We start from the raw sequence: 24654 nt of genomic DNA on the forward strand, positions 1-24654 counted from the left end.
TTTGCGTGCGGCTGCGCAGTACGGGTATTCAGTGTGGAAAGAGGGCTGAGATCTGAGGGGCGATGCATATACTGCGTGCGGGGCTCAGGATCCTATCTCGAGTGCCCATACTCACGTTAACTTGGTGTACATAGTACATTTTGTGGTGTACTTTGTACCTTAAATGGAGAGGGTGCCAGTGAGTCATGCGCTAGTATTTATTGAGACCCCGATGTTTACGCGGCAGATCAAGCTAATAGCCACGGACGACGAGCTAAAAGAACTCCAGAAAGAACTCATCGAATCACCGGGTAAAGGCGATTTGATACAGAAAACCGGCGGGTTGCGGAAAGTCAGGATGGCAACAGGCCCCCAGGGAAAAAGGGGAAGTGCCAGAGTGATTTACTTTCTGGCGACCAAAGAGGTGATCTATCTGGTGATGGCCTATCCGAAAAGCATTAAAGACAGTCTGACCGATATGGAAAAATCAGAGCTGAAGAAATTAACGAAATTGTTGAAAGATGAGGTGTGACATGAGCTTTTTTGACGATATGAAAACGTCTCTTGAAGAAGCTGTCGCCATTAAGAACGGGGTTAAGTCCCCTGCTAATGTTACGCGTTATGATATCGCAGATGTGAAGGCGATCAGGGCGCAGCTTAATGTTTCTCAGAGCGAAATGGCAAAGGTATTGGGTACCAGCGTTGATACCATTAAGAGCTGGGAAACCAAAAGACGTAACCCAACCGGGCTGGCTGCAAAAGTGTTGGCGGCGATCCAGGCTAACCCCGCTTTCTTCCGTGAGCTTGCCTCACACTAGACGATCTCCGGTGTTCTTATCCACGATGAAAGTGTCTGGGATGAGTAGATCATTACAGTCAAGTAAAGCCAGAAAATTGCTGGGTACACTTAAGCGCTAACAGCCAACTGTTGGCGCTTTTTATTTTCGTATTTTCATACCATTGCAAAGCTTTGCGTACGGCTGCGCAGAACGGGTATTCAGTGTGGAAAGGGGGCTGAGATCTGAGGGGCGGTGCATATACTGCGTGCGGGTGCTCTGGATCTTTCGTCCCGAGCATTCGTAAGGGATAGAAAGAGAAAAGCCCCGTGTCGATATACATCAACCCGAGGCCAACTCTAACGCCAGAGAACGTTAGGTTAGCTTCTTACCCGCCGAGAGGCAAGGAGAAGGAGGCATGATGCCGAACAAAGGGAGTGTCCTAAAACTGGTCGTTATTTGTGCCACTGTAATATTACTGGCATGGATAACACGCAGCAAACTTTGTGAGCTGCGGATCCGATCGGGCAACACGGAAGTTGCGGCCATTCTGGCTTACGAATCCAAAAGGTAAGGCAACCCAACGGCGGGAGTATTGCTCCCGCCTGTTGGTTGTTTGAGCGTGGATCCACGAGCACCCATCCGCTAAAAACAAAAACGGCAAGCCAAGGCTTGCCGTTTTCACATTCGATACGCAGGCTTATTTCAGGCCGGCAGCATCGCGCAGCAATTCTGCTTTGTCGGTCGCTTCCCAAGGGAAGTGCTCGCGGCCGAAGTGACCGTAAGCTGCAGTTTCGCGGTAGATCGGCTGCAGCAGATCCATCATCTGGATCAGGCCGTATGGACGCAGATCGAAGAACTCGCGTACCAGCAGGGTCAACTGTTCGGTAGGGACTTTCTCGGTACCGAAGGTTTCCACCATGATGGAGGTTGGCTCCGCCACGCCGATAGCGTAGGAAACCTGGATCTCACAGCGGTCAGCCAGGCCGGCGGCAACGATGTTTTTCGCCACGTAGCGCGCTGCGTAAGCCGCTGAACGGTCAACCTTGGACGGATCCTTACCGGAGAACGCACCGCCACCGTGACGAGCCATGCCGCCGTAGGTATCAACGATGATTTTACGTCCGGTCAGGCCGCAGTCGCCCATTGGGCCACCGATAACGAAACGGCCGGTCGGGTTGATGTGGTATTTGGTGCTGGCGCTCAGCCATTCTGCAGGCAGAACCGGCTTGATGATCTCTTCCATCACCGCTTCTTGCAGATCTTTCAGAGAGATATCTTCGGAATGCTGGGTGGACAGTACCACCGCATCGATACCGACGATTTTGCCGTCGTCATATTGGAAGGTGACCTGGCTTTTCGCATCCGGACGCAGCCACGGCAGAGTGCCGTTTTTACGGACTTCGGACTGGCGCTGCACCAGGCGGTGCGCGTAGGTCACCGGTGCCGGCATCAGCACTTCGGTTTCGTTGGTAGCATAGCCAAACATCAGGCCCTGGTCGCCAGCACCCTGTTCCAGAGGATCGGTACGGTCAACACCCTGATTGATATCCGGGGATTGCTTGCCGATGGCGCTCAGTACGGCACAAGAGTTGGCGTCGAAGCCCATATCCGAATGAACATAGCCGATTTCGCGCACGGTTTTACGGGTGATCTCTTCGATATCTACCCAGGCGCTGGTGGTGATTTCGCCGCCAACCAGAACCATGCCGGTTTTAACGTAGGTTTCGCAGGCTACGCGTGCTTTAGGATCTTGTTCCAGGATGGCGTCGAGAACGGCATCGGAGATCTGGTCAGCGATTTTATCAGGATGTCCTTCGGAGACGGATTCGGACGTGAATAGGTGTTTAGCCATGGTGTTCTTTACCTTGCATAAGACGGGTTAGAAATTACTGCACAGCGCTGGAGATCCGGCATCAAAGCGAAGGGTCTTCCGCTGATGGCGCGAGATGCTTCCTGCAACGCCCCTCAGGCAAAGCCGTTAAGCAGTTTATCAGTTAACCAGTATAGATGGATTAACATCTGGACGTCTATTTTAGGTCAGGCCTTAGCCGGATTGCCAGTATTTTTTTGCCCTTTCGCTCTTTTGCGCAAAGCTTCCGGCGCCATTTTCATCGCTTGAAACAGTTTCCGACAAATTTTCATTTTGCATTTTCCCCGTGTTATCGGTATAAACTGCGCGCGCGGCTCATTTGGTGCACAGTGCGGGGTACGAAGTTGTAAACTTCTGTGACGCCTCCACGGGTGGTCTGATTGTCAGCCGCAGACGCCAACCTTTGGCGTCGCCGCTTCATAGAACGGTCACGTTCTTACACTATTAATAGAGGCTCAGTCGTTCATAGAGGGCGACGTGCGTGGAGGTGGTTGGATTAATGATCCGTTGTCTACCGGTTGTTGGTTCTCAACAGCAGTGCCGTTCTGGCGCACATTCTTCTGCTATTTCCCGTCTTGTCTCTACACCACCTTCCAGGTGTGATAAACACTTGGGCGCTACTCAGGATTCTCGGGCCGGTTAACGGTCGTCTGAAGAACTGAACAAGGGTAGCCTGCAGCCTTCCTGTGGGATGTTTCTTGACCCGATTCACGAGGTTTGAACAGGGTGTCTTACAATTATATGAGTAATAAACCGATCGCTGACCGCGAACGGCAGTTTTATTCGCTGCCGCAAGGGCGGTTTGTTGGGTTGTTCTCGCGGGTTGTAGCTGCGATAGTGGCTGACTGTATCGTCAGTACGCGATGTGAGGCGAGTAATGTCTGATGATCTTTTGATTCACCGTCCGTCAGCAACGGGCGAATCTATATCTTTGCGCTCCATGCAGGAGGTTGCCATGAATGATCGTGATGCCAGCAAGATGCTGCGCACTTATAACGTCGCCTACTGGGGCAACAATTATTATGACGTCAATGAACTGGGCCACATCAGCGTGTGCCCGGATCCGGACGTCCCGCAGGCACGTGTCGATCTGGCCGAGCTGGTGAAGCAGCGTCAAAACGACGGTTTACGCCTACCGGCACTGTTCTGCTTCCCGCAGATCCTGCAGCACCGTCTGCGTTCGATCAATGCCGCGTTCAAACGTGCGCGTGAGTCGTTCGGCTATGAAGGTGGCTATTTCCTGGTTTACCCGATCAAGGTAAACCAACATCGCCGCGTGATTGAATCTCTGGTCAATTCCGGCGAACCGCTGGGGCTGGAAGCCGGCTCCAAGGCCGAACTGATGGCGGTGCTGGCGCATGCTGGTATGACCCGCTCGGTGATCGTCTGTAACGGCTATAAAGACCGTGAATATATCCGTCTGGCGCTGATCGGCGAAAAGCTGGGGCACAAGGTGTACCTGGTGATCGAGAAGATGTCCGAGATCAACATGGTGCTGGAAGAGGCCGAGCGGCTGAACGTGGTACCACGCCTGGGCGTGCGTGCGCGTCTGGCGTCGCAAGGCTCCGGTAAATGGCAGTCGAGCGGCGGCGAAAAGTCCAAGTTCGGTCTGGCAGCCATTCAGGTACTGAAGCTGGTGGAAACCCTGCGTGAAGCGGGCCGTCTCGACAGCCTGCAACTGCTGCACTTCCACTTGGGTTCGCAGCTGGCCAATATTCGCGATATCGCCACCGGCGTACGTGAGTCGGCGCGCTTCTACGTCGAACTGCATAAGCTGGGCGTGAACATCCAGTGCTTCGACGTGGGCGGCGGTCTGGGCGTAGATTATGAAGGTACCCGTTCGCAGTCCGACTGTTCGGTGAACTACGGCCTGAACGAATACGCCAACAACGTGATCTGGGGCATCGGCGACGCCTGTAATGAACACGGTTTGCCGCACCCGACGGTGATCACCGAATCCGGTCGTGCAGTGACCGCGCATCATACGGTGTTGGTATCCAACGTGATCGGCGTTGAACGCAACGAATTCAGCGAACCATTACCGCCTGCTGAAGACGCGCCACGCGCGCTGGAAAGCATGTGGGAAACCTGGCAGGAAATGAACGAGCCGGAAAATCGCCGCTCGCTGCGTGAATGGCTGCACGACAGCCAAATGGATCTGCACGACGTTCATACTCAATATGCACACGGCATGTTGGATCTGACCAAGCGTGCCTGGGCTGAGCAGCTGTATCTGAACATCTGCAACAAGATCCAGCAGCAGTTGGATCCGAGCAACCGTGCACACCGCCCAATCATCGACGAACTGCAAGAGCGTATGGCGGACAAGTTCTACGTCAACTTCTCGCTGTTCCAGTCGATGCCGGACGCCTGGGGTATCGATCAGCTGTTCCCAGTACTGCCGCTGGAAGGCCTGGATAAGCCGCCGGAAGGTCGCGCGGTGCTGCTGGACATCACCTGTGACTCGGATGGCACCATCGATCACTACATCGACGGTGACGGCGTGGCGACCACCATGCCAATGCCGCCGTACGATCCGGAAAACCCGCCGGCGCTGGGCTTCTTTATGGTTGGCGCCTATCAGGAGATCCTCGGCAACATGCACAACCTGTTCGGCGACACCGCCTCGGTTGACGTGTTCGTGTTCCCTGACGGTACGGTAGAAACCGAGTTGTCCGATGAAGGCGATACCGTTGCCGATATGCTGGAATACGTGCAGCTTGACCCTACCGCACTGTTGGCCAAGTTCCGCGATCAGGTGAAAGAAACCGATCTGGACAGCGAACTGCAGGCGCAGTTCCTGGAAGAGTTCGAAGCCGGTTTGTACGGTTATACTTATTTAGAAGATGAATAAGTAGAGCGCTTCTGAAAGGCCGGGCATCCAACGGATGTCCGGCCTTTTTTATACCCTGATGCCTGACCGGCTATTTTATTTACTCATCTTTCAATTTTAGGACGTGTTTTTTCCACCAGCGGCTGGTAACGAATAAATATCCAGACGCGATAAGGAAAGAGTAACCTAGCGTTTTAAGCATTATGCCGGTGCTAATGGTTTCCCCTTTAACCAGAAAGACAAGCGCATAGCAAAGAAAGAAAAGCGAAAATATTTTGAGAAATTTTATAATCACTACCGCCCCCTACAGATGCTGATAAGCGCGTTCATTACTACCACAGCGCTTGTTCACCCACAAGGCGCTGATAAAAATAGTCTACGGCGATCATGGATACGGGAACATAGATAAGCACTACCTCTATGGATATTTCATTCAGTGAGTCAAATTTAGAACAAAGATAACCCAACGGAATACTTGATAAGAAAGTGAGAATTTCTAGCGTGATATAAAGTTTTTTGTTTTTAATTATTCGCCATTGGCGCACAGGCATAATATTAAACATGGCTTTACTGATCTCGTGTTATCTAAAGGTGTAAAAATTACTTGTTAACATTTCTGTTGAACTATTTTTAATAAAGTGGGTTGCATAATTAACCTATATATTTTTCTTGCCAGCTAAAGGGATCAAAATCACAAAGTTCAAACCTCGGCGGACGGCAAGGGTCACACGACGGTAGGATTCAGGGTATATACTGGCTAACGACGAGCAGCCGATATGATGATGCGCGCTCTTGAAGCGCGAGCGAAATGCGGCGATAATCTGCTGCATAGGCAGTACTGAAACAGATTTCGAATGGATCCCTTTCTCGTCGGGCTAACGACGCGGGAGGGATTTTTTTTTGCCAGCGTCTGTGTGATTTTTCAACAGGCGAAACGTTGAAATATGAGGGTTTACTATGAGTACCTTAGGCCATCAGCCCGATAATTCCTTAGTGTCCAATGCTTTTGGTTTCCTGCGCTTTCCGCTGAACTTTATGCCTTACGACAGCGATGCAGAGTGGGTCATCACCGGCATTCCATTTGACATGGCAACCTCCGGCCGCGCCGGTGGCCGTCACGGTCCGGCGGCAATCCGTCAGGTTTCCACCAACCTGGCTTGGGAAGGCAACCGCTGGCCGTGGAACTTTGACCTGCGCGATCGTCTGAATGTCGTCGATTGCGGCGACGTGGTGTTCAACTTCGGCGATGCTCAGGACATGAGCGACAAGCTGCAGGCGCACGCGGAAAAACTGCTGAAAGCCGGCAAGCGCATGCTCTCCTTCGGCGGCGACCACTTCGTGACTCTGCCGTTGTTGCGCGCACACGCCAAACATTTCGGCAAACTGGCACTGGTGCACTTTGATGCCCATACCGACACCTATGCCAACGGCAGCCAATACGATCACGGCACCATGTTCTTCCATGCGCCGAACGAAGGCCTGATCGATCCCACTCGCTCGGTGCAGATCGGTATCCGTACCGAGTTCGACCATGACAACGGCTTCACCGTACTGGACGCGGCACAGGTTAACGATCGTAGCGTTGACGATCTGCTGGCTCAGATCAAACAGATCGTCGGTGATATGCCGGTTTATCTGACCTTCGACATCGACTGCCTGGATCCGGCATTCGCACCGGGTACCGGTACGCCGGTCATCGGCGGGTTGACGTCCGATCGTGCACTGAAACTGGTGCGCGGCATGCAGTCGCTGAACATCGTCGGTATGGACGTGGTAGAAGTCGCCCCGGCGTACGACCAGTCCGAAATCACCGCGCTGGCTGCGGCGACCCTGGGTCTGGAGATGCTGTATCTGCAAGCGGCTAAAAAAACCAAATAAGTTCCTAATAGTATTAACAGGCGGTTATGGGCGGTAAGCCGAGTCGCTTGTAACGGTACCATAGAGAAATACACACAACCGGTATCTATATACCCTATGGATTTCAAGTCGCAGCTAGGCACCCAGCTCGCTCATCCCCAGGAGCTTACTTTTGTAAGTTACTGGGGTGGGGGAGTGCAGGTAACAACGCTGTGACTTGAAAGACGACGGGTATGGAGAAAACATGCTGACCAAGCCTTCCACACGTCTTAACAAATATATTAGCGAGAGCGGCATTTGCTCTCGCCGCGACGCCGATCGTTATATCGAACAAGGCAATGTTTTTATCAATGGCAAGCGCGTTACGCTTGGCGATCAGGTATTCCCAGGGGACGTCGTCAAGGTCAACGGTCAGCTGATTGAACCTCGTAACGAAGACAACCTGATCTTTATCGCGCTGAACAAGCCGGTCGGGATCGTCAGTACCACTGAAGAGGGCGAGAAAGACAATATCGTCGATTTCGTCAACCACAGCACCCGTATCTTCCCGATCGGACGCTTGGACAAAGACTCGCAGGGGCTGATCTTCCTCACCAATCACGGCGATCTGGTGAACAAGATCCTGCGTGCGGGCAACGACCATGAAAAAGAATACCGGGTGACGGTCAACAAACCGGTCACCGACGACTTTATCCGTGGTTTGGGTGCCGGCGTGCCAATGCTGGGTACGGTGACGAAAAAATGCAAAGTGAAGAAAGAAGCGCCCTTTGTGTTTCGCATCGTGCTGGTACAGGGGCTGAACCGTCAAATTCGCCGCATGTGCGAGCATTTCGGCTATGAGGTCACCAAGCTGGAACGCACTCGCATCATGAATGTGAGCATGGCAGGTTTGCCACCGGGTGAATGGCGTGATTTAACCGACGACGAACTGGTCGAACTGTTTAAGTCGATAGAGGGTTCCACTTCGGAGGCCAAACCGGCGAAGAAAGCCAAACCGGCAGTGAGAAAACCGGCCGGCGGCGGGGCGAAAAGCGCCGACAAACCCAGCAACAGCGCGCCTGCGCGCAAGCGCTTTGCTCAGCCGGGTCGTAAAAAGAAAGGGCGCTGAGTCCCGGTAACATAAATACGGATCGGGGCGCATGTGCGGCCCGACTGCTTTACGCCCGCCTGGCTTCTCGCGTCATCCGCATCCGGCCAAACAGCACACAGCCCGCCAACAGCGTCACTAGCTGCGACACCATCAGCACCGCAAATCCTGAAGACACCTTGCCCTGGCTAGCCATTACCATGCCCATAATCATCGGCACAAACGCCGAGAACATATTGCCGATGCCGTTAATCAGTCCGTAGGCGCTGCCGACCGCCTGCGGCTGCGCATAATGTTGCAACAGGGTTGGGATCGCCGCCCCCTGAGCCCCCCAGCAGGCATTGGCCGCCAGCAGGAAGAAAGCAATCCAGCCGAGCTGATGACTGTGCATCACGCCATAGATACACAACGCAGTTGCCGCACCGCCAAAGGCGAAAATCAACGGTGCCTGATAGGGGCGAATGCGGTCAAGCAGCACGCCGCCGAGATATTTGGAGGCGATGCTGACGATAAACGGCAGCGAAGCCATCCAGCCCATCTGTTTGATGGAGAATCCTTTCTCGTCGGTCAGGTAAGCCGGCAGCCAGGAACTGGAGCCCCACAGGTAGCTCAGGGTCGCGATCTCGATCAGCATGATCCAACCCAGCATCGGGGTATGCCAGGCCAGGGCGAAGGTGTGCCAGACACGGCTCAGAACCGGCTGAGGATCGACGGCGCTCGGCGGTAACGAGCGCGGATGGATAAACAACCGCACCAGCGCTAGCCCCAGCAGCAGGTTGATCAGCGCCAGCAGATAGAAAGAGACCGCCCAGCCGAAGTGCGCCATCAGGAAACTGACCAGCGGAAAGCCTATCACCAGGCCCAGGGAAACGCCCAATGTGCTGACGGCATTGGGTTTACCGCGCTCATCGGCGGCGAAGTGATCGCCGATGTACATGGTTTTCAATGAGAACAGCGGCCCTTCGCTGACGCCAAGCAGTGCGCGTACCGCAAACAGCAGCAATAACGACCCCGCCAGCGGTGAGGCGGCAGTCAGTAGCGCCCAGAGCACAATGCTGAGCGTCAGCGCGCGGCGATAGCCCATCAGGGTTTCCAGAAAGGGCGTCAGCAGCATGGCGGAAAGCCCGTAACCGAGCAAAAACACCGTCATCAGCATGCCCTGATGCGCACGGTTACCGTCGAGCTGAAAGTGTTGCAAGAAGTCGGGGTTTACCAGCATCACGGCAATATTGACCCGATCGGCATAGGCGATGACGATCAAAAACAGCAGGGCCACAACCCCGAACCAGCGTTGACGTTGTTGCACAATGCGCTCCATGTAAGCTCCTTTGGCGGGCGAATAACGAATTTAGACAGCAGTAAACTAACCCGCTGATTTCACAGTGATGAAAAGCAGGTTTGAGTCGTTTTTATGTAAATTTATTGTTATCAAAAAGGGTGTTTCAGACAGCGAGATAGCACTTTTACTCGCATTGCATCAGCCAGATCAACGTCTTTTTATCCATGAATTAGTGATAGAAAGCACAGATTTCATCAGTTTTTCATATCGGTGCATTTTTTCGTGATCCTTCCCGCATTTGTCATGTTTAAACAACTTTCCATTAACAATTGCCGCTTTGCTCTCTTGACGAAAGTTTCACCAGACTTATAGTGAGTGTATTAAATAAGAAACTGAGTTTCATATATGAAACAATCAGATAGAGGACAAAAGCAATGAGCTGGACGAAAGTGTGCGAAGTGTCTCAGGTGAAAGAAGATTTTCCTTTCTCCGCCAACGTGGAAGGGAAAGAGGTCGGGGTGTATCTGATCGACGGCAACTATTACGCGCTGGAAGACGTTTGCCCACATGCCTATGCCTTGCTCAGCCAGGGGTTTGTTGATGACGGCAAGGTCGAATGCCCGTTGCACGAAGCATTGTTCGACGTACGTACCGGCCAATGCCTGCGTGAGCCAGGCGGCCGCGATCTGCAAACCTATGCCACCCGGGTGATCGACAATCAAATCCAAATCACCTTTATTGCGGAGGAGTAATCATGCAGCACATCACCGATTTCAATCCCTGGCTGCCGGACACCCAACAGGTGATCCCGGCGCGCGAAGGCGGCAATGGCCAAATCCATCAGCCGGGCCAATTTCAGAACGTCATCTGGCAAACCCGCGCTCGCGTACCCGACGGTTTCGAGACCGCGTTGGTCACGGCGCTGGAAGAGATCTTCGATCAGGGTGCAGAAGAGCTGGAGCAGATCGTCAGCGCCCTGAATCAGCGTCGCCTGTTCGATCGCAATGGCCAGCCGTGGAATGAGACGGCGTTCCGCGAATTCCTTCACGTTAACGGTTTCTGAGCAGCATCCGGGAGAAGACAATGACAGCAAACACAACATCCTCCGCACAGACCTTACAGGACTATCTCGACCAGGGGCTGCGCGGCATGTGGTATCCGGTGCTGGCCAGTTGGGAAATCGGCAATAACCCGGTGGGCATTACGCGTCTGGAGCAACAGATTGTGGTGTGGCGCGACGGCGACGGCGCGATCCATGCGCTGGAAGATCGCTGCCCGCATCGCGGTGCGCGCCTTTCCATGGGCTGGAACCTGGGCGATCGCATCGCCTGCTGGTATCACGGCGTGGAAGTGGGCGGCGACGGTACGGTAAAAGACGTGCCGGCGGTCGATCGTTGTCCGCTGGTGGGGCAGAAATGCCTGCGCTCTTACCCAGCCAAAGAAGCCTACGGTGCGGTGTTCCTCTATTTCGGCGTGACGGCGGATGAAGAGCCGGCTGAATTGACCTTCCCGCCGGAACTGGCGGACGAAGCGGCCTACAGCAACTTCCTGTGCACCGCCAGTTGGGACTGCAACTACCAGTACGCGCTGGAAAACGTGATGGATCCGATGCACGGCACCTACCTGCATTCGTCCTCGCACTCGATGGCGGAAGGGGATCGCAAGGCGGACATGGCGCTGGAGCCGACCGAAAACGGTTTCATCTTTAAGAAGAATGGTCAGATCGGCGTTAACTTTGACTGGGTGGAGTTTGGCAGCAGCGGCGCCTACTGGATGCGTTTGTCGATCCCGTACAAAAAGCGCTTCGGGCCGGGTGGTCACTTCTGGATCATCGGCATGGTGGTGCCGGAAGATAAGGATCACTGCCGGGTGTTCTTCTGGCGTATCCGTAAGGTGAAAGACTGGCAGCGTGACATGTGGCGGTTTATGTATCGCAACCGCCTGGAATCGCTGCACTGGGACGTACTGGAGCAGGATCGTATCGTGCTGGAAAATATGGCCCCGAACGCGCGTGGCCGCGAGTATCTGTATCAGCATGATGTGGGGTTGTCTCGCTTGCGCCGCATGATGCAAAAAGAAGCGCAGAAGCAGCTGGCGAAGCTCAGTGAGCTGGAGGCGGCGCAGTGAACGGCTTGCTGACGGGAAAACGCATTGTGGTGACCGGCGCGGCGCGCGGGCTGGGGCGGAGTTTCGCCGCAGCCATCAGCGAGGCCGGTGCCAGAGTGGTGATGTGCGATATTCTGGCGGATGAACTGGCAGACAGCGCCGCGAACCTGCGCGAGCAGGGCGCACAGGTTGAAACGCAGGTGATCGATTTGGCCGAACCGGCGTCGATCAGCGCGGCATTCACCGCCATTGCCGAAGGCGGTGCGATCGACGGGTTGGTGAACAACGCGGCGCTGGCTACCGGCGTCGGTGGCAAAACCATGATGGAATACGATATCGATCTGTGGGATCGGGTGATGCAGGTCAACGTACGCGGTACCTGGCTGGTGAGTCAGGCAGCGGTACCCCTGTTGGCGCAAACCCCACATGCCAAGATCGTTAACGTGGCTTCGGATACCGCACTGTGGGGCGCACCGCGCCTGATGGCTTACGTGGCCAGCAAAGGAGCGATCATCTCCATGACCCGCTCAATGGCGCGTGAACTGGGTCCGCAGGGGATTTGCGTGAACGCAATCGCACCGGGACTGACGCGGGTAGAGGCCACCGAATACGTGCCCGCCGAGCGTCATCAACTGTACGAACAAGGGCGTGCATTGGCCGGGGCACAGCACCCTGACGACGTTAATGGCTCGGTGCTCTACCTGCTGTCGCCGTTGGCGAATTTCGTGACCGGCCAACTGTTGCCGGTTAACGGCGGCTTTGTTTTTAACTAATCAACCTTTAGCCAGGAGCAGCACATGGCGGACGATCAAGCGTGTAAATATCTGATCCCAGGACTGGATCGCGGGTTACAACTGTTGCTGGCGTTTGGCGAGCAGCATAAGGAAATGACTTTTGCCCAATTGCATCGCCTGGTCGACATGCCAAAGGCTACCGCCTATCGCGTGGTGCAAACTCTGGAGCATCTGGGTTTTCTGGAGCGCAACCCACGGACCAACACCTTTGCGCTGGGCATCAAAGTGCTGCGCCTCGGCTTTGAATATATCGCTTCTCTGGACGTTGCCCAGGCCGGTCAGCCGGTGATAGAGCAACTGCGCGATCGCAGCCAGTGCAGCAGTCATCTGGCGATCCGTGATGAGCGCGACGTGATCTACATCGCCCGCGTCAGCGCCGCCGGTTCGCAAATCAATCAGGTCAGCGTCGGCACCCGCCTGCCGGTGCACCAAACCTCACTGGGCCGCATGCTGCTGACCAGCGCTACCCGCGACGAATTCGACCAGCTCTATCCGCAGGAACAATTGCCGGGCAGCGGTCCGGGGACCCCGGCAGATCGTGAAGCGCTGTGGCAGATGGTGCAGCAGGATAAGGCGCGCGGTTATGTGATTGGCGAGTCGTTTTTCCGCCATGGCATCTCTTCGATCGTCTATCCAATCTTTAACCGCGAGCAGCGGGTCGAGGCCGTGGTCAGCATCATGGTGCCGTTCGATGAGATCCCAAAAGCAGATCGCGAACGGCTGCGCATGGAAGTGCGTGACGCCGCAGAGAAAATCTCCGGCTTTCTGGGCGCGCCGCCGCAGGCTAACGTCGGCTAACTGACAACCCCTTGTTTTCGTAGGGGGGCTGCAAGCTGCGTTCGCATTAATCGGGACGACTGTATTCGTCCCCTACCAATGAATCAGGCAGGGATAAGGCTCATGGCAAACAGGGGCCGGGGTTTGTCATGCCTGAAAACCGCATTCAGCGAGAACGTGAGGCACAACAATGAGCGTAATCGGAATCGAAAAACTGGAATTTGGCGTCGAAGATCTGCCAACCTGCGAAAAATTCATGCAGGACTTCGGCCTGCAGGCGGCACAACAGCACTGGGGCGAACGTCAACGTGAATTCACCACCCTGAGTGGGGCGCGCGTGGTGCTGCATCCGTTGCAGAGCGAGACCTTGCCGGCGGCGTTTGAGGGCGGTTCGACTCTGCGCCGCATGACCTGGGGCGTGGGCAGCCCGGCGGAATTGGCCGCTTTGCAGCCGCTGTTGGCGCAGATGCCGGGCTTCCGTCAGGTGGGGGAAGAGCTGGAATGTATCGATCCGAACGGTATGACGCTGCGCTTTAGCGTCAGCCAACAGCGCGAAGTCGATTTACCGGTATCGCCGATCAACCAATGGGGAGATGTGCGCCGCATCGATCAGCCCAGCCCGGTATATGCGCAGGCACAGCCGATCAATATTGGCCACGTGGTGTTCTTCGTCGAAGATCTGGCCGCCACCGAACGTTTCTACCGTGAGGTACTGGGCTTCCAGGTCTCGGATCGCTATATCGATCGGGCAGTGTTCCTGCGCACTCAGGCGCGCGGCGGGCATCACAACCTGTTCCTGCTGAAATTGCCGAATCGTCCACGTGGCCTGAATCACGTAGCTTTTACCGTGCGCGACATCCACGAGGTGATCGGCGGCGGTATCGCCATGAACAAAGAGAAGTGGAGCACCTTTATCGGCCCCGGTCGCCATCCGATTTCCTCAGCCTATTTCTGGTACGTCAACAGCCCGACCGGCGGCGCGTTTGAGTACTACACCAACGATGACTATCTGACTGAAAACTGGCAGCCGCGCGAGCTGGAACACTCGCTGGTGTCGTTTACAGAGTGGGCGGTGGAAGGGGGGATCGACCACGATACGCGCCGCCAGCAGAAAAAACCGGAGGCGCTATGAGCCAGCCAGAAGCGGCGGGGATCGTCATTATCGGCGGTGGCCAGGCTGGCGGTTGGGCGGCGAAAACGCTGCGCGATCGTGGCTATGCGGGCCGGCTGACGGTGATCAGCGACGAACCCTATGACTTTTATGAACGCCCGCCGCTTTCCAAGGCGGCGTTGCTGGACGGCGAAGCGCCGCTCAGCCGATTGTTCAGCGAACAGGTGGTCGCCGGGTTGAATCTCAACTGGTGCCGGCCGTTACGTGCCGAATCCATTGATGCAAAAAAACAAATCGTCAGCCTCAGCGACGGTCGGCAGCTGCAGTTTGATCAACTGCTGATTGCCACCGGTGGCCGACCGCGCCTGCCGGACGCCCGTTGGGCCAGTCACCCTCGGGTGATGACGCTGCGTTCCTGGGATGATGCGGCGAAGCTGCGTCAGGCGCTGCAAGGATGCCGTCGACTGGCGATCGTCGGTGGTGGCTGGATTGGGCTGGAGATTGCCGCTTCGGCGCGGCGCCTCGGTGCTGACGTGACGGTCTTTGAACGCCAGCCGGCGCTGTGCATGCGCAGTGTCGGCGCGGATGTCTCCCAAGCGCTGCTGGAATTGCATCAACAGCAGGGCGTGACCCTGCACTGCGGCTGCGGTGACATTCAGCTGGAAGATCGTGACGGTAGCGCCTGGATCGGTAGCGGCGTCAGCGATCCTCAGCCGTTTGACCTGGTGGTGGTGGGGATCGGCGTCGAGTTGAATCTGGAACTGGCGCGCAGTGCCGGGCTGAAGATTGACGTGGGGATCGTGGTTGACGGCCAGGGGCGCACCAGCCACCCGGCGATCTTCGCCGCCGGCGACGTGGCGCGTCACCCGACGCTGGGCCTGTGCCTGCAGTCCTGGGCCTATGCGCAGAATCAGGCGATCAGCACCGCTTGCGCGATGCTGGACGCCTTTGCCGCCCCTTACGATGACGTGGCCTGGTTGTGGTCGGATCAATACGATGCCAATATCCAGATCCTCGGCGTGCCGACCGGTGGCGTGCACCATGTGGTGCGGCGCACGCCGCAATCGCAGGTGTTCTTTACGTTAAATGCCGATCGTCAGTTGGTGCAAATGGTGGCGTTTAACGACGCTCGTACCATCAAGCTGGGCAAACGCTGGCTGGCCAGTGGGCGCGTGCTGGAACCGCAGCAGTTGGCGGATGCGGAGTTTTCTTTGATGGCGTTGAAATAACGCCCGTAACCTCGGGAGCGTTTCATGACTACGCAAGAGATTGACGCCCGCGCTGAACGGGTGGGGGATGCTGTTGCCGAAAATCCGCAGCAACGAGTGCGCTGGTCGGTGCCCATCGCGCTGTTTGCCTGCGTGCTGCTGGCGTTTTTCGACAAGATCAGCATCGCGGCGCTGTTTTCCGATACTGAATTTCAGCAGGCGCTGGGCATCAGTTTTGACCCGGCGCGGCTGGGGTTGCTGATGAGCGCGTTTTTGTTCTCCTACGGCATCTCTTCGATGTTGCTGAGCGGAATTGGCGACCGCTTGAACCCGGTCAAGGTGCTGATTGGCATGATGGTGGTGTGGGGCGTACTGATGGTGCTGATGGGCATGACGCGCTCTTATCACAGCATGATGACGCTGCGCATTTTGCTCGGCATTGCCGAAGGTCCGCTGCTGCCAATGGCCTACGCCATCATTCGCCAGGCCTTCCCGCAGCGCCTGCAGGCACGCGCCACCATGTTGTGGCTGCTGGGTACGCCATTGGGCGCCGCGCTCGGCTTCCCGGTCACGCTGTACATCCTTAACACCTTTGACTGGCAGACCACCTTCTTCTTTATGGCGTTCCTGACGCTGCCGGTGATGCTGCTGGTGCTGTTCGGAATGCGTCATCTCAACGTGTCACGCCCCGCGGCGGCTAGCGTTTCCAAACCGGCTATTGCCGAACGTAAACAACATCGCCATGAGCTGCTGCGCAATCCGCATTTTTGGATGATCTGCCTGTTTAACATCGCCTTCCTGACCTACCTGTGGGGCATGAACGGCTGGCTGCCGAGCTACCTGATCAAGGGCAAAGGTATTCATCTGGAGCACGCCGGTTATCTGTCATCGCTGCCGTTTATCGCCATGCTGCTGGGCGAAGTGGTCGGCGCCTGGCTGTCGGACAAACTGGATCGTCGCGCGCTGGCCTGTTTTGTCTCGCTGTGCGGCGCCGGGCTGGGGCTGGCCGTGGTGCTGCAGCTGCAGGGCACTTACAGCGTGATCGCCGCCATGGCTTTCAGCACCTTTATGTGGGGGGCCGGTGCGCCAAACATCTTTGCCCTGCTGGCGAAAGCCACCAGCAGCAAGGTCAGCGCCACCGCCGGCGGTATTTTTAACGGATTGGGCAATTTTGCCGGTGCGCTGGCACCGGTGCTGATGGGGGCGCTGATCGCCGCCACCGGCAACATGGATAACGGCTTGCTGTTCCTGGTGGTGATGGCCCTGATCGGCTGCATCATTCTGCTGCCGTTGCTGAAGAAGTATTGATTTAACCGTTTGATTCAACAGAGGAGTTACAACATGTCCCAGGTTGAGAAGCAAGCCGGCGTCAAGCCGCAGGATCAATCGATTGAGCATTGGGTGGAATCGCGTATCGCCCGCTTTGAAGGCCGTAAATATGACTGGAACGCGTTGAAGTTCCAGGCCGATTACGACCCGAAATACCGCCGTGCGCAGATGCGCTACATCGGTACCGGCGCCACCGGGGTAGCCAGCGACACCAATACCATTCCGGCAGGCAACTTCACCTTCTCCACCATGGTACTGCCTTCGAAGTGCGAGGGCCCGCTGCACCTGCACGATGACGTGGAAGAGGTGTTCTTTATGCTGAAGGGCAGCATCACGCTGATGATCCAGGACGGTAGCGAATATTACGAAACCAAGCTGAAAGAGCGCGATCTGATCTCGGTGCCGGCCGGAGTCTACCGTGGGTTGTTCAACCACGGCGAAGAAGAGGCGTTGATGTGCGTGATGCTCGGCACCGCCAAACCGGAAACCCCGACCTACCCGGCTGATCACCCGTTATCCAAAGTGAAACGCAACTGATGAACGGCCTGGCGCAACGTCAGCAGGCGCGCTGCGGGGAGTTTACCCTGAGCTGGCGCGAGGCGGGTCACGGTCGCCCGGTGGTGTTGCTGCACGGCATCAGTTCCGGTTCGGCTTCGTGGATCAAGCAGTTCAATGACTCGGGGCTGGCCGACGGTCATCGCTTGCTGGCCTGGGACGCCCCAGGCTACGGCGGCAGCCTGCCGCTGACGATCAGCGAGCCGGATGCCGCCGCCTACGCCGCCGCGCTGGCGGCGCTGGTGGCGCACTTGCAGTTGGAGCAACCGCTGATCGTCGGCCACTCACTCGGTGCCTTGATCGGTAGCGCCTATGCTGCCGGTTATCCCGACGGATTATGTGGGCTGGTGCTGGCGGATCCGGCGCAGGGCTACGCCAACGCACCGCTGGAGAAACGCCAACAGGTTTATAGCCAGAGAAAACAGATGATTGAGCAGCTTGGGCCGCAGGGCTACGGCGAGCAGCGTGCGGCGGCGTTACTGCGTGAAGCTGCGGATCCCCAAGATATTGCCTGGGTACGCAACGGCATGCAGCAGCTGGATCCCGAGGGGTTTCTCAATGCCGCCTGGATGCTGGCCAACGACGATATCGGCCGCTATCTGGCGCAGTACCGCGGCCCGTTGCAGGTGTGGTGCGGTGACTGCGATCGGATCACGCCACCGGAAGCGGCGGCGGTGCTGGCGCAACAGCAGGACGCGGCACTGCGCCTGATTGAGGGGGCCGGGCATGCCAGCTATCTCGATGCGCCGGGGCAATTTAACCGCTATCTGCAGGATTTTACGGGAGCAATTCAACCATGAATTTTCAGCTTGAGAAACGGGTCGCGGTGGTCACCGGCGGTTCGTCGGGCATCGGTTTCGAAACCCTGCGTCTGCTGCTGGCGGAAGGCGCGAAGGTGGCATTTTGCGGCCGCAATCCGGACAAACTGGCCGGTGCCGAAGCCAGCCTGCGCCATGAGTTTCCGCAGGCGGAGATCCTGGCACTGTGCTGCGACGTGCTGGATGAGTCGCAGGTAACGCAGTTTGCCGCCCAGGTGACTGCACGCTTCGGCGGCGTAGATTTGTTGATCAACAACGCTGGCCAGGGGTTCGTTGCGCATTTTGATCAAACGCCGCGCACCGCCTGGCTGCATGAGGCGGAGCTAAAGCTGTTCGGCGTGATTAACCCGGTGCAGGCATTTTTGCCGGCGTTGGAGCGTTCGGATATCGCTTCCATCACCTGTGTGAATTCGCTGCTGGCCTTGCAGCCGGAAGAACACATGATCGCTACCTCGGCGGCGCGTGCGGCACTGCTCAACATGACGCTGACGCTGTCGAAAGAGCTGGTGGACAAGGGCATTCGCGTCAACTCGATCCTGTTGGGCATGGTGGAGTCCGGCCAGTGGCGGCGCCGCTTCGACGAGCGCAGCGATAAAGATCAAAGCTGGGAGCAGTGGACGGCGGCGATTGCCGAACGACGCGGCATCCCGATGAAACGCCTGGGGAAACCGCAGGAGCCCGCACGGGCGCTGTTGTTCCTGGCTTCGCCTCTGGCGTCCTTTACCACCGGGGCCGCGCTGGACGTCTCCGGCGGCTTTAACCGCCATCTTTAACCGCAGAGGCTGAAAAGATGAAGAAGATCATGATGATTGGTTACGGCGCAATGGCCACAGAGGTGCTGTCCCGCCTGCCGGACGGGGTGAGCGTTGGCTGGATTGTCGCGCGTGCGGCTCATCATGCGGCGATTGCCAACGCCTTTGGTGGCCAGGTGCAGGCGTTGACCCACCCCGACCACTGTGCTGAAAAGCCGGATCTGGTGCTGGAGTGCGCCAGCCAGCAGGCGGTGGCGGAGTTCGGTGAGGCGGTGGTCACGCGCGGTTGGCCTTTAGCGGTGATCTCTACCGGCGCATTAGCGGATGCCGCGTTGCAGCAGCGTTTGCAGCAAGCCTGTCGGCAGCATCGGGGCCAGGTGATCGTGCTGTCCGGTGCGGTGGCGGGCATGGACGGCTTGGCGTCGGCACGTGAGGGCGGTCTGGACAGCGTCACTTATCAGGCGTGTAAAAGTCCGGCCAGCTGGCGCGGCAGTATGGCAGAGCAATTGATTGATCTCGATGCGGTAAGCGAGGCGCAGGTGTTTTTCGAAGGCTCGGCACGGGAGGCGGCGCGGTTATTCCCGGCGAACGCCAATGTAGCGGCAACCATAGCGCTCAACGGCCTGGGAATGGACGCCACCCGGGTGCGGTTGCTGGTCGATCCCGCGACCCGACGCAATACCCACCGGCTGCAGGTGTGCGGCAATTTCGGTGAGTTTCATATTGAGCTGAGCGGCAACCCGCTGGCAAGCAATCCCAAGACATCAACCCTGGCGGCGCTGAGCGCGGTACAAGCCTGCCGCCGTCTGATCGACGGTGGTTTTATTGCCTGAACGGCAGGAGCGAGTATGGAAAGGTTAAAGATTTTTGTGGCTGGGCGTTGGTGTGAAGGGCGTGGCGATGAAATGGCCTCGCAGTTCCCGGCCGACGGCAGCGTGAATGCGCGGCTGCGTGCCGCCAGTATTGAAGACGTCAATGATGCGGTAGCCGCGGCGGAACGCGCCTGGCGGGCCCCCGAGTGGCGTGGGCTGGTGCCGCATCAGCGAGCCAACATTCTGTACCGCGTCAGCAACCTGATTATGGCGCAACTGGAAGAGCTGGCGCAGCTGCAGACCCGCGACAACGGCAAACCCCTGGCGGAAACCCGTGGGCTGGTGGCCAGCGCGGCGGCGACGGCTCGCTACTTTGCCGCTGCCTGCGAGGTGCTGGAGGGCGAACTGCCGACCCAGCGCAGCGCGGAGATCATGACGTTGAGCCAGTATCAGCCGCTGGGCGTGATCGCGGCCATTACGCCGTGGAACTCGCCGATCGCCAGTGAGATGCAAAAGGTGGCCCCCGCACTGGCGGCGGGCAATGCGGTGATCCTCAAACCGGCCGAAGCGACACCGCTGATGGCGCTAAAACTGGCGGAACTGTTTGAGCAGGCAGGCCTGCCCGCCGGACTGCTTAGCGTGTTGCCGGGCAAAGGCTCGGTGATTGGCGAGGCGCTGGCGCGTCATCCTTTAGTGAAAAAGATTTCTTTTACCGGGGGGACCAATACCGGTCGCCATTTGGCGCATATCGCCGCCGAGAAGCTGATCCCTACCTCGCTGGAACTGGGCGGCAAGTCGCCGACCATCGTGCTGGAGGACGCCGATTTGGAACAGGCGGCTCGCGGGATCTGCTACGGCATTTTCAGCTCCGCCGGCCAGGCCTGCATTGCCGGCTCGCGGCTGTTTGTGCACCGCTCGCTATACCAGCCGCTGCTGGCGCGCCTGAGTGAACTGGCGGCCGGGCTGCGGGTCGGCAATCCGCTGACGCCGGGCGTGCACCTCGGCCCGCTGATTAACGACAAGCATCGCCAAAGCGTGGCGGATTATGTGGCGCTGGCGCAGCAAGAAGGCGGCCGGGTGGTGATAGGCGGCGAAGCGCCGGCCGATCCGCTGCTGGCCGGCGGCAGCTATTACCTGCCAACGATTATCGAAGGGTTGAGTAACCGTGCCCGCGCTTGCCAGGAAGAGATTTTTGGCCCGGTACTGGTGGCACTGCCGTTCGATAACGAACAACAGTTGATCGAGCAAGCCAACGATTCGGTGTACGGGTTGGCCGCCGGGATTTGGAGCCGGGATTTCCCGCGGGCGATGGCGCTGGCGGAACAATTGGAAACCGGCACCGTGTGGATCAACACCTACAAAACATTCTCTATTTCTACGCCTTTCGGCGGTTTCAAAGAGAGCGGTCTGGGCCGCGAAAAGGGTCTGCACGGCATCAAGGCCTATATGCAGCAGAAAAGCCTTTACCTGGCGCTGAGCCATCAGGCGAACCGCTGGAGCGATTAGCTTTGATCGACGGTGCGTACCCCCTACAACGAACACAATAAGAAGGCAGATGATGAGCGATAAAATAACGGTTGGCGAGGCGATAGCCCGGACTCTGGAACAGTACGAGGTGTCGGCGATGTACGGCATCATTTCGATTCATAATCTGCCGATTGCCGATGCGGTAGGGCAACGTGGCAACATCCGTTTCGTACCGGCGCGTGGCGAAGCGGGCGCGGTCACCATGGCCGATGCCCACGGCCGTTTCTCCGGTCTGGGCGTAGCCTTGACCAGCACGGGCGCGGGGGCCGGCAATGCGGTCGGTGCCATGATCGAAGCGCTGAATGCCAACACGCCGTTGCTGCACATTACCGGCCAGGTGGAGAAGGCCTATCTGGATGCCGACGCCGGGTTCATTCATGAGACCCGCGATCAGTTGGGTTTCCTGCGCGCCTGCTCCAAACGCGCATATCGGGTCAACTCAGCGGAACAGGCGGTGGCCGTGATCGAACGGGCTATCCTCGATGCGCAGACGGTGCCTTGTGGCCCGGTGGCGGTCGAGATCCCGATCGATATTCAAAGTAGCCTGGTTTCCAGTTCGGTGCTGAGCCAGCCCGTGGCGCCTGCGCCGCTGCCGGCGGCCAGTGACGAGGCGGTTGAGCGCCTGTATCAGCGGGTGAAACAGGCCAAACGCCCATTGCTGTGGTTGGGTGGCGGTGCGCTGGCCTGCGCCGATGCGGTACGCAAACTGGCGGATGCCGGCATGGTGGTGATCTCCAGCACCCATGGGCGCGGTATCCTGCCTGATAGTCATCCGCGCAGCCTGCGTGCGTTCCACAACTCACCGAGCATTGAGGCGATCCTGACGCAGTGCGATTTGACGCTGGTGGCCGGTTCACGCTTGCGCAGCAATGAGACGCGTACCTGGACGCTGCCGCTGCCGCGCCCGCTGGTTCAAATTGATATCGATCCGGCGGCGGCCAACCGCAACTATCTGGCCGACGAGCAAATCAACGGTGACTGCGGCGCCTTGCTTAACGCGCTGGCTGCTCGTTTGAGCCCGGGTGAAAAAGTGAATGCCGAGTGGGATGCCGAGATAGCCACGGCGATACAGCAGGCGGAAAGTGCGCTGCGCCAGCAGTCGGGAGAGTATGCCAAATTGAACGACGCCATCGCCGCTGCGTTGCCGCAGGACGGTCTGTTGGTACGTGATATCACCGTTTCCGGCAGCGTGTGGGGCAGCCGTTTGTTCCGCGCCATTTCGCCGCTTTGCAACATTCACTCGCTGGCCGGGGCGATTGGCATGGGGCTGCCAATGGCGATTGGCACGGCGATCGCCAACCCGCAGCGCAAGGTGGTGGGGCTGGTCGGGGACGGGGGGCTGGCGTTAGGCCTGGGCGAACTGGCAACCATGGCGCAGGAGCAGGCCAATATTACCCTGTTGATCATGAACGACGGCGGTTACGGCGTGATGCGGGGCATTCAGGACAAGTATTTTGCCGGCCGTCAGTATTATAACGAACTGCACACTCCAGCATTTACCCAGGTTGCCGAGGCGATGGGGCTGAAGGCGTGGAAAGTGGACAGCGCGGCGCAGTTCAACGGCGTGCTGGCGGAAGCGATTAATTATCCGGGGCCGTCGGTGGTGGAAGTGGATATGAACAGCATCGGGCCGCTAACCTTCGCCGGGCCACCGCAAAAGACATTGTACTGATGAAATGAAAAACGCCCGGCATCTGCCGGGCGTTGTGTTTTACTTGCCTGCTGCGATGCGCTCGCGAATATGCTGTGCGCGCGCTTCGGAAGCGGGGTGATCGTCGAACATGCTGCTCTGACGGCCGGCCTCCATTTTAGCCAGTTTTTCAAAGCTGGTGACCAGGCCGTTCGGGTCGATGCCGCGTTGTTTCAGCAGATCGAACGAATAGTCATCGGCTTCACTTTCCTGTTTTTGGGAGAACTGAGCGTTAACCAGCTTCTCGCCCATATCCGCCAACTGTGACTGCGACAGCGAACCTATGATGCCGCCGGTCGAGGCCGCTGCGGTACGCAATGCCACGGTGCCGTAAGCGACCTGCATTGCTTTGCGGGTATGGCCCAGCGCCACGTGGCCCATTTCGTGGCCCAGCACGCCTTCCACTTCATTGTCGGTCATCATGTCCATCAGCCCGCTGTAAACGCGGATACAGCCGTTGGCCATTGCCCAGGCATTCACGTCTTTTGTGACGTAGACCTTATAGTTGGCCGGCGTGCCGTTGATATTATCTCCCAACGCCGCTGCGATTTTGTTCAGGCGTTTGGCATAGGTACTGTCGGCCGGCGCGATTTGTGCCTTGCTGTCCATCTCTGCGCAGGATTTATCACTCAGGATTTTTACGTCGTTATTGCTCAGCGTCGCGGCCTGGAACGCCTGCGCGCCAGACTGCATCAGGGTATCGGTGTTCAGGTTTTGACAGCCGCTTACCAAAGTGGCAATGCTTAATGCAATCAAAGAGGTACGGATCTTCATAAAGCCATTTTCCTGTGAGAGTAACAAGGGGGTCGTGTCATTTTAGTTTAGGGAAATCTTGCCGCTTGAGACTAGTGTACGCCGACAATCGGGAAAATAGTGTTATTCCGAAAAACCGACCAATTGTGCTAATAAGTTGTGAACTCGCTCTCATTTGGTATTAGGGATTGCCGTTTTAATGCGGAGTCTGAGAAAATAGAAAACTTGACTGATTTTTTAATCCGACCTGGAGTAAAACATGTCCTCTCGTAAAGAGCTTGCCAACGCCATCCGCGCACTCAGCATGGACGCCGTACAAAAAGCAAATTCCGGCCACCCGGGTGCACCTATGGGCATGGCGGACATCGCCGAAGTCCTGTGGCGTGACTACCTGAACCACAACCCGACCAACCCGCACTGGGCTGACCGTGACCGCTTCGTCCTCTCCAACGGCCATGGCTCCATGCTGATTTACAGCCTGCTGCACCTCACCGGCTACGACCTGCCGATGAGCGAGCTGGAAAACTTCCGCCAGCTGCACTCCAAAACCCCGGGTCACCCGGAATACGGCTACACCCCAGGCGTGGAAACCACCACCGGCCCACTGGGCCAGGGCATCGCCAACGCCGTCGGCTTCGCCATTGCCGAACGCACCCTGGCTGCGCAGTTCAACCGCCCGGGCCATGACGTGGTCGACCACCACACCTACGCCTTTATGGGCGACGGCTGCATGATGGA

The 24654-nt window shown here is 57.5% G+C and carries 26 protein-coding genes; 23 read left to right on the plus strand and 3 right to left on the minus strand.

Features of this window, described 5'->3' with window-relative positions; translation table 11 throughout:
• Nucleotides 1-178: 178 nt before the first annotated feature.
• The 3 genes from AC1RKG_RS13110 to AC1RKG_RS13120 all read left to right on the plus strand — a co-directional run bounded on the left by AC1RKG_RS13110 (nt 179) and on the right by AC1RKG_RS13120 (nt 1329).
• Nucleotides 179-511, plus strand: coding sequence for a type II toxin-antitoxin system RelE/ParE family toxin (locus tag AC1RKG_RS13110; protein ID WP_046372667.1), 333 nt, complete (start codon nt 179-181; stop codon nt 509-511).
• Nucleotide 512: 1 nt separating this feature from the next.
• Entirely contained in the window at nt 513-797 is a 285-nt protein-coding gene (nadS, locus tag AC1RKG_RS13115; RefSeq protein ID WP_046372668.1) for a NadS family protein, read from the plus strand.
• A 379-nt stretch (nt 798-1176) separates the two neighbouring features.
• Nucleotides 1177-1329, plus strand: coding sequence for a Hok/Gef family protein (locus AC1RKG_RS13120; protein WP_493183230.1), 153 nt, complete (start codon nt 1177-1179; stop codon nt 1327-1329).
• Nucleotides 1330-1455: 126 nt separating this feature from the next.
• Here the strand turns inward: AC1RKG_RS13120 and metK are convergent, their stop codons facing one another.
• The gene (metK, locus tag AC1RKG_RS13125) at nt 1456-2610 is read right to left on the minus strand and encodes a methionine adenosyltransferase (RefSeq protein ID WP_020828554.1); all 1155 of its coding nucleotides are present in this window, start codon (nt 2608-2610) and stop codon (nt 1456-1458) included.
• A 517-nt stretch (nt 2611-3127) separates the two neighbouring features.
• Between metK and AC1RKG_RS13130 the strand changes: the two genes are divergently transcribed.
• The 5 genes from AC1RKG_RS13130 to rluF all read left to right on the plus strand — a co-directional run bounded on the left by AC1RKG_RS13130 (nt 3128) and on the right by rluF (nt 8426).
• Complete coding sequence (locus AC1RKG_RS13130) at nt 3128-3271, plus strand: hypothetical protein (protein WP_464773948.1); 144 nt, start codon at nt 3128-3130, stop codon at nt 3269-3271.
• A gap of 98 nt (nt 3272-3369) precedes the next feature.
• On the plus strand, nt 3370-3513 hold the full coding sequence (locus tag AC1RKG_RS13135) for a virulence promoting factor (RefSeq protein ID WP_115058053.1): 144 nt from the start codon (nt 3370-3372) through the stop codon (nt 3511-3513).
• Nucleotides 3506-5482 carry a biosynthetic arginine decarboxylase gene (gene speA, locus AC1RKG_RS13140; protein ID WP_041414938.1) on the plus strand — a complete coding sequence of 659 codons (1977 nt, stop codon included), beginning with the start codon at nt 3506-3508 and terminating at the stop codon, nt 5480-5482. Before AC1RKG_RS13135 ends, speA begins: the two co-directional genes overlap by 8 nt.
• Nucleotides 5483-6418: 936 nt before the next feature.
• Nucleotides 6419-7339, plus strand: coding sequence for an agmatinase (gene speB, locus AC1RKG_RS13145; RefSeq protein ID WP_044553357.1), 921 nt, complete (start codon nt 6419-6421; stop codon nt 7337-7339).
• Nucleotides 7340-7562: 223 nt separating this feature from the next.
• Entirely contained in the window at nt 7563-8426 is an 864-nt protein-coding gene (rluF, locus tag AC1RKG_RS13150; protein ID WP_128865420.1) for a 23S rRNA pseudouridine(2604) synthase RluF, read from the plus strand.
• Between the two features lie 49 nt (nt 8427-8475).
• On the opposite strand, the gene AC1RKG_RS13155 is transcribed toward rluF, so the two are convergent.
• Entirely contained in the window at nt 8476-9723 is a 1248-nt protein-coding gene (locus AC1RKG_RS13155; RefSeq protein WP_259218535.1) for an MFS transporter, read from the minus strand.
• A gap of 395 nt (nt 9724-10118) precedes the next feature.
• Between AC1RKG_RS13155 and AC1RKG_RS13160 the strand changes: the two genes are divergently transcribed.
• From AC1RKG_RS13160 to AC1RKG_RS13225, 14 genes are all read left to right on the plus strand, one after another.
• Complete coding sequence (locus AC1RKG_RS13160) at nt 10119-10436, plus strand: non-heme iron oxygenase ferredoxin subunit (RefSeq protein WP_020828548.1); 318 nt, start codon at nt 10119-10121, stop codon at nt 10434-10436.
• Between the two features lie 2 nt (nt 10437-10438).
• Nucleotides 10439-10747: a recombinase-like helix-turn-helix domain-containing protein gene (locus AC1RKG_RS13165; protein ID WP_044553351.1), complete on the plus strand. Its 309-nt coding sequence runs from the start codon at nt 10439-10441 to the stop codon at nt 10745-10747.
• 20 nt (nt 10748-10767) lie between these two features.
• Entirely contained in the window at nt 10768-11811 is a 1044-nt protein-coding gene (locus tag AC1RKG_RS13170; protein ID WP_128865418.1) for a Rieske 2Fe-2S domain-containing protein, read from the plus strand.
• Complete coding sequence (locus AC1RKG_RS13175) at nt 11808-12563, plus strand: SDR family oxidoreductase (RefSeq protein ID WP_217331559.1); 756 nt, start codon at nt 11808-11810, stop codon at nt 12561-12563. Before AC1RKG_RS13170 ends, AC1RKG_RS13175 begins: the two co-directional genes overlap by 4 nt.
• 24 nt (nt 12564-12587) lie before the next feature.
• Nucleotides 12588-13382, plus strand: coding sequence for an IclR family transcriptional regulator (locus tag AC1RKG_RS13180; RefSeq protein ID WP_020828544.1), 795 nt, complete (start codon nt 12588-12590; stop codon nt 13380-13382).
• Nucleotides 13383-13551: 169 nt separating this feature from the next.
• Nucleotides 13552-14493, plus strand: coding sequence for a VOC family protein (locus tag AC1RKG_RS13185; protein WP_115058058.1), 942 nt, complete (start codon nt 13552-13554; stop codon nt 14491-14493).
• Nucleotides 14490-15701 (plus strand): NAD(P)/FAD-dependent oxidoreductase, encoded by a 1212-nt coding sequence (locus AC1RKG_RS13190; protein ID WP_129941510.1) that lies wholly within the window; start codon nt 14490-14492, stop codon nt 15699-15701. Before AC1RKG_RS13185 ends, AC1RKG_RS13190 begins: the two co-directional genes overlap by 4 nt.
• Before the next feature lie 24 nt (nt 15702-15725).
• On the plus strand, nt 15726-16988 hold the full coding sequence (locus AC1RKG_RS13195; protein WP_046372673.1) for an MFS transporter: 1263 nt from the start codon (nt 15726-15728) through the stop codon (nt 16986-16988).
• Nucleotides 16989-17021: 33 nt separating this feature from the next.
• A complete protein-coding gene (locus tag AC1RKG_RS13200; RefSeq protein WP_020828540.1) occupies nt 17022-17546 on the plus strand; it encodes a cupin domain-containing protein in 525 nt (174 codons plus the stop codon).
• On the plus strand, nt 17546-18364 hold the full coding sequence (locus tag AC1RKG_RS13205; RefSeq protein ID WP_122080164.1) for an alpha/beta fold hydrolase: 819 nt from the start codon (nt 17546-17548) through the stop codon (nt 18362-18364). Before AC1RKG_RS13200 ends, AC1RKG_RS13205 begins: the two co-directional genes overlap by 1 nt.
• On the plus strand, nt 18361-19155 hold the full coding sequence (locus AC1RKG_RS13210) for an SDR family oxidoreductase (protein WP_020828538.1): 795 nt from the start codon (nt 18361-18363) through the stop codon (nt 19153-19155). The genes AC1RKG_RS13205 and AC1RKG_RS13210 overlap by 4 nt, the downstream gene beginning before the upstream one ends.
• Before the next feature lie 17 nt (nt 19156-19172).
• A complete protein-coding gene (locus AC1RKG_RS13215) occupies nt 19173-19967 on the plus strand; it encodes an aspartate dehydrogenase (RefSeq protein ID WP_115058061.1) in 795 nt (264 codons plus the stop codon).
• A 15-nt stretch (nt 19968-19982) separates the two neighbouring features.
• Nucleotides 19983-21452: an aldehyde dehydrogenase gene (locus AC1RKG_RS13220; RefSeq protein WP_020828536.1), complete on the plus strand. Its 1470-nt coding sequence runs from the start codon at nt 19983-19985 to the stop codon at nt 21450-21452.
• Between the two features lie 52 nt (nt 21453-21504).
• Nucleotides 21505-23145, plus strand: coding sequence for a thiamine pyrophosphate-binding protein (locus AC1RKG_RS13225; RefSeq protein WP_493183232.1), 1641 nt, complete (start codon nt 21505-21507; stop codon nt 23143-23145).
• Nucleotides 23146-23184: 39 nt separating this feature from the next.
• On the opposite strand, the gene loiP is transcribed toward AC1RKG_RS13225, so the two are convergent.
• Nucleotides 23185-23937: a metalloprotease LoiP gene (loiP, locus tag AC1RKG_RS13230; protein WP_020828534.1), complete on the minus strand. Its 753-nt coding sequence runs from the start codon at nt 23935-23937 to the stop codon at nt 23185-23187.
• A 238-nt stretch (nt 23938-24175) separates the two neighbouring features.
• On the opposite strand from loiP, the gene AC1RKG_RS13235 reads away from it, so the two are divergent.
• A partial coding sequence (locus tag AC1RKG_RS13235) for a thiamine pyrophosphate-binding protein (protein ID WP_490649778.1) occupies nt 24176-24654 on the plus strand: 479 nt, incomplete at its 3' end.

The sequence above is a fragment of the Serratia sp. GW822-FHT06D09 genome, assembly GCF_058799515.1.

Excerpts from the sequence above, each read along its gene's own strand:
- nadS (WP_046372668.1), top strand. The coding sequence starts at position 513 with ATGAGCTTTTTTGACGATATGAAAACGTCTCTTGAAGAAGCTGTCGCC.
- AC1RKG_RS13120 (WP_493183230.1), top strand. The coding sequence starts at position 1,177 with ATGCCGAACAAAGGGAGTGTCCTAAAACTGGTCGTTATTTGTGCCACT.
- metK (WP_020828554.1), bottom strand. The coding sequence starts at position 2,610 with ATGGCTAAACACCTATTCACGTCCGAATCCGTCTCCGAAGGACATCCT.
- AC1RKG_RS13130 (WP_464773948.1), top strand. The coding sequence starts at position 3,128 with ATGATCCGTTGTCTACCGGTTGTTGGTTCTCAACAGCAGTGCCGTTCT.
- AC1RKG_RS13135 (WP_115058053.1), top strand. The coding sequence starts at position 3,370 with ATGAGTAATAAACCGATCGCTGACCGCGAACGGCAGTTTTATTCGCTG.
- speA (WP_041414938.1), top strand. The coding sequence starts at position 3,506 with ATGTCTGATGATCTTTTGATTCACCGTCCGTCAGCAACGGGCGAATCT.
- speB (WP_044553357.1), top strand. The coding sequence starts at position 6,419 with ATGAGTACCTTAGGCCATCAGCCCGATAATTCCTTAGTGTCCAATGCT.
- rluF (WP_128865420.1), top strand. The coding sequence starts at position 7,563 with ATGCTGACCAAGCCTTCCACACGTCTTAACAAATATATTAGCGAGAGC.
- AC1RKG_RS13155 (WP_259218535.1), bottom strand. The coding sequence starts at position 9,723 with ATGGAGCGCATTGTGCAACAACGTCAACGCTGGTTCGGGGTTGTGGCC.
- AC1RKG_RS13160 (WP_020828548.1), top strand. The coding sequence starts at position 10,119 with ATGAGCTGGACGAAAGTGTGCGAAGTGTCTCAGGTGAAAGAAGATTTT.
- AC1RKG_RS13165 (WP_044553351.1), top strand. The coding sequence starts at position 10,439 with ATGCAGCACATCACCGATTTCAATCCCTGGCTGCCGGACACCCAACAG.
- AC1RKG_RS13170 (WP_128865418.1), top strand. The coding sequence starts at position 10,768 with ATGACAGCAAACACAACATCCTCCGCACAGACCTTACAGGACTATCTC.
- AC1RKG_RS13180 (WP_020828544.1), top strand. The coding sequence starts at position 12,588 with ATGGCGGACGATCAAGCGTGTAAATATCTGATCCCAGGACTGGATCGC.
- AC1RKG_RS13185 (WP_115058058.1), top strand. The coding sequence starts at position 13,552 with ATGAGCGTAATCGGAATCGAAAAACTGGAATTTGGCGTCGAAGATCTG.
- AC1RKG_RS13190 (WP_129941510.1), top strand. The coding sequence starts at position 14,490 with ATGAGCCAGCCAGAAGCGGCGGGGATCGTCATTATCGGCGGTGGCCAG.
- AC1RKG_RS13195 (WP_046372673.1), top strand. The coding sequence starts at position 15,726 with ATGACTACGCAAGAGATTGACGCCCGCGCTGAACGGGTGGGGGATGCT.
- AC1RKG_RS13200 (WP_020828540.1), top strand. The coding sequence starts at position 17,022 with ATGTCCCAGGTTGAGAAGCAAGCCGGCGTCAAGCCGCAGGATCAATCG.
- AC1RKG_RS13205 (WP_122080164.1), top strand. The coding sequence starts at position 17,546 with ATGAACGGCCTGGCGCAACGTCAGCAGGCGCGCTGCGGGGAGTTTACC.
- AC1RKG_RS13210 (WP_020828538.1), top strand. The coding sequence starts at position 18,361 with ATGAATTTTCAGCTTGAGAAACGGGTCGCGGTGGTCACCGGCGGTTCG.
- AC1RKG_RS13215 (WP_115058061.1), top strand. The coding sequence starts at position 19,173 with ATGAAGAAGATCATGATGATTGGTTACGGCGCAATGGCCACAGAGGTG.
- AC1RKG_RS13220 (WP_020828536.1), top strand. The coding sequence starts at position 19,983 with ATGGAAAGGTTAAAGATTTTTGTGGCTGGGCGTTGGTGTGAAGGGCGT.
- AC1RKG_RS13225 (WP_493183232.1), top strand. The coding sequence starts at position 21,505 with ATGAGCGATAAAATAACGGTTGGCGAGGCGATAGCCCGGACTCTGGAA.
- loiP (WP_020828534.1), bottom strand. The coding sequence starts at position 23,937 with ATGAAGATCCGTACCTCTTTGATTGCATTAAGCATTGCCACTTTGGTA.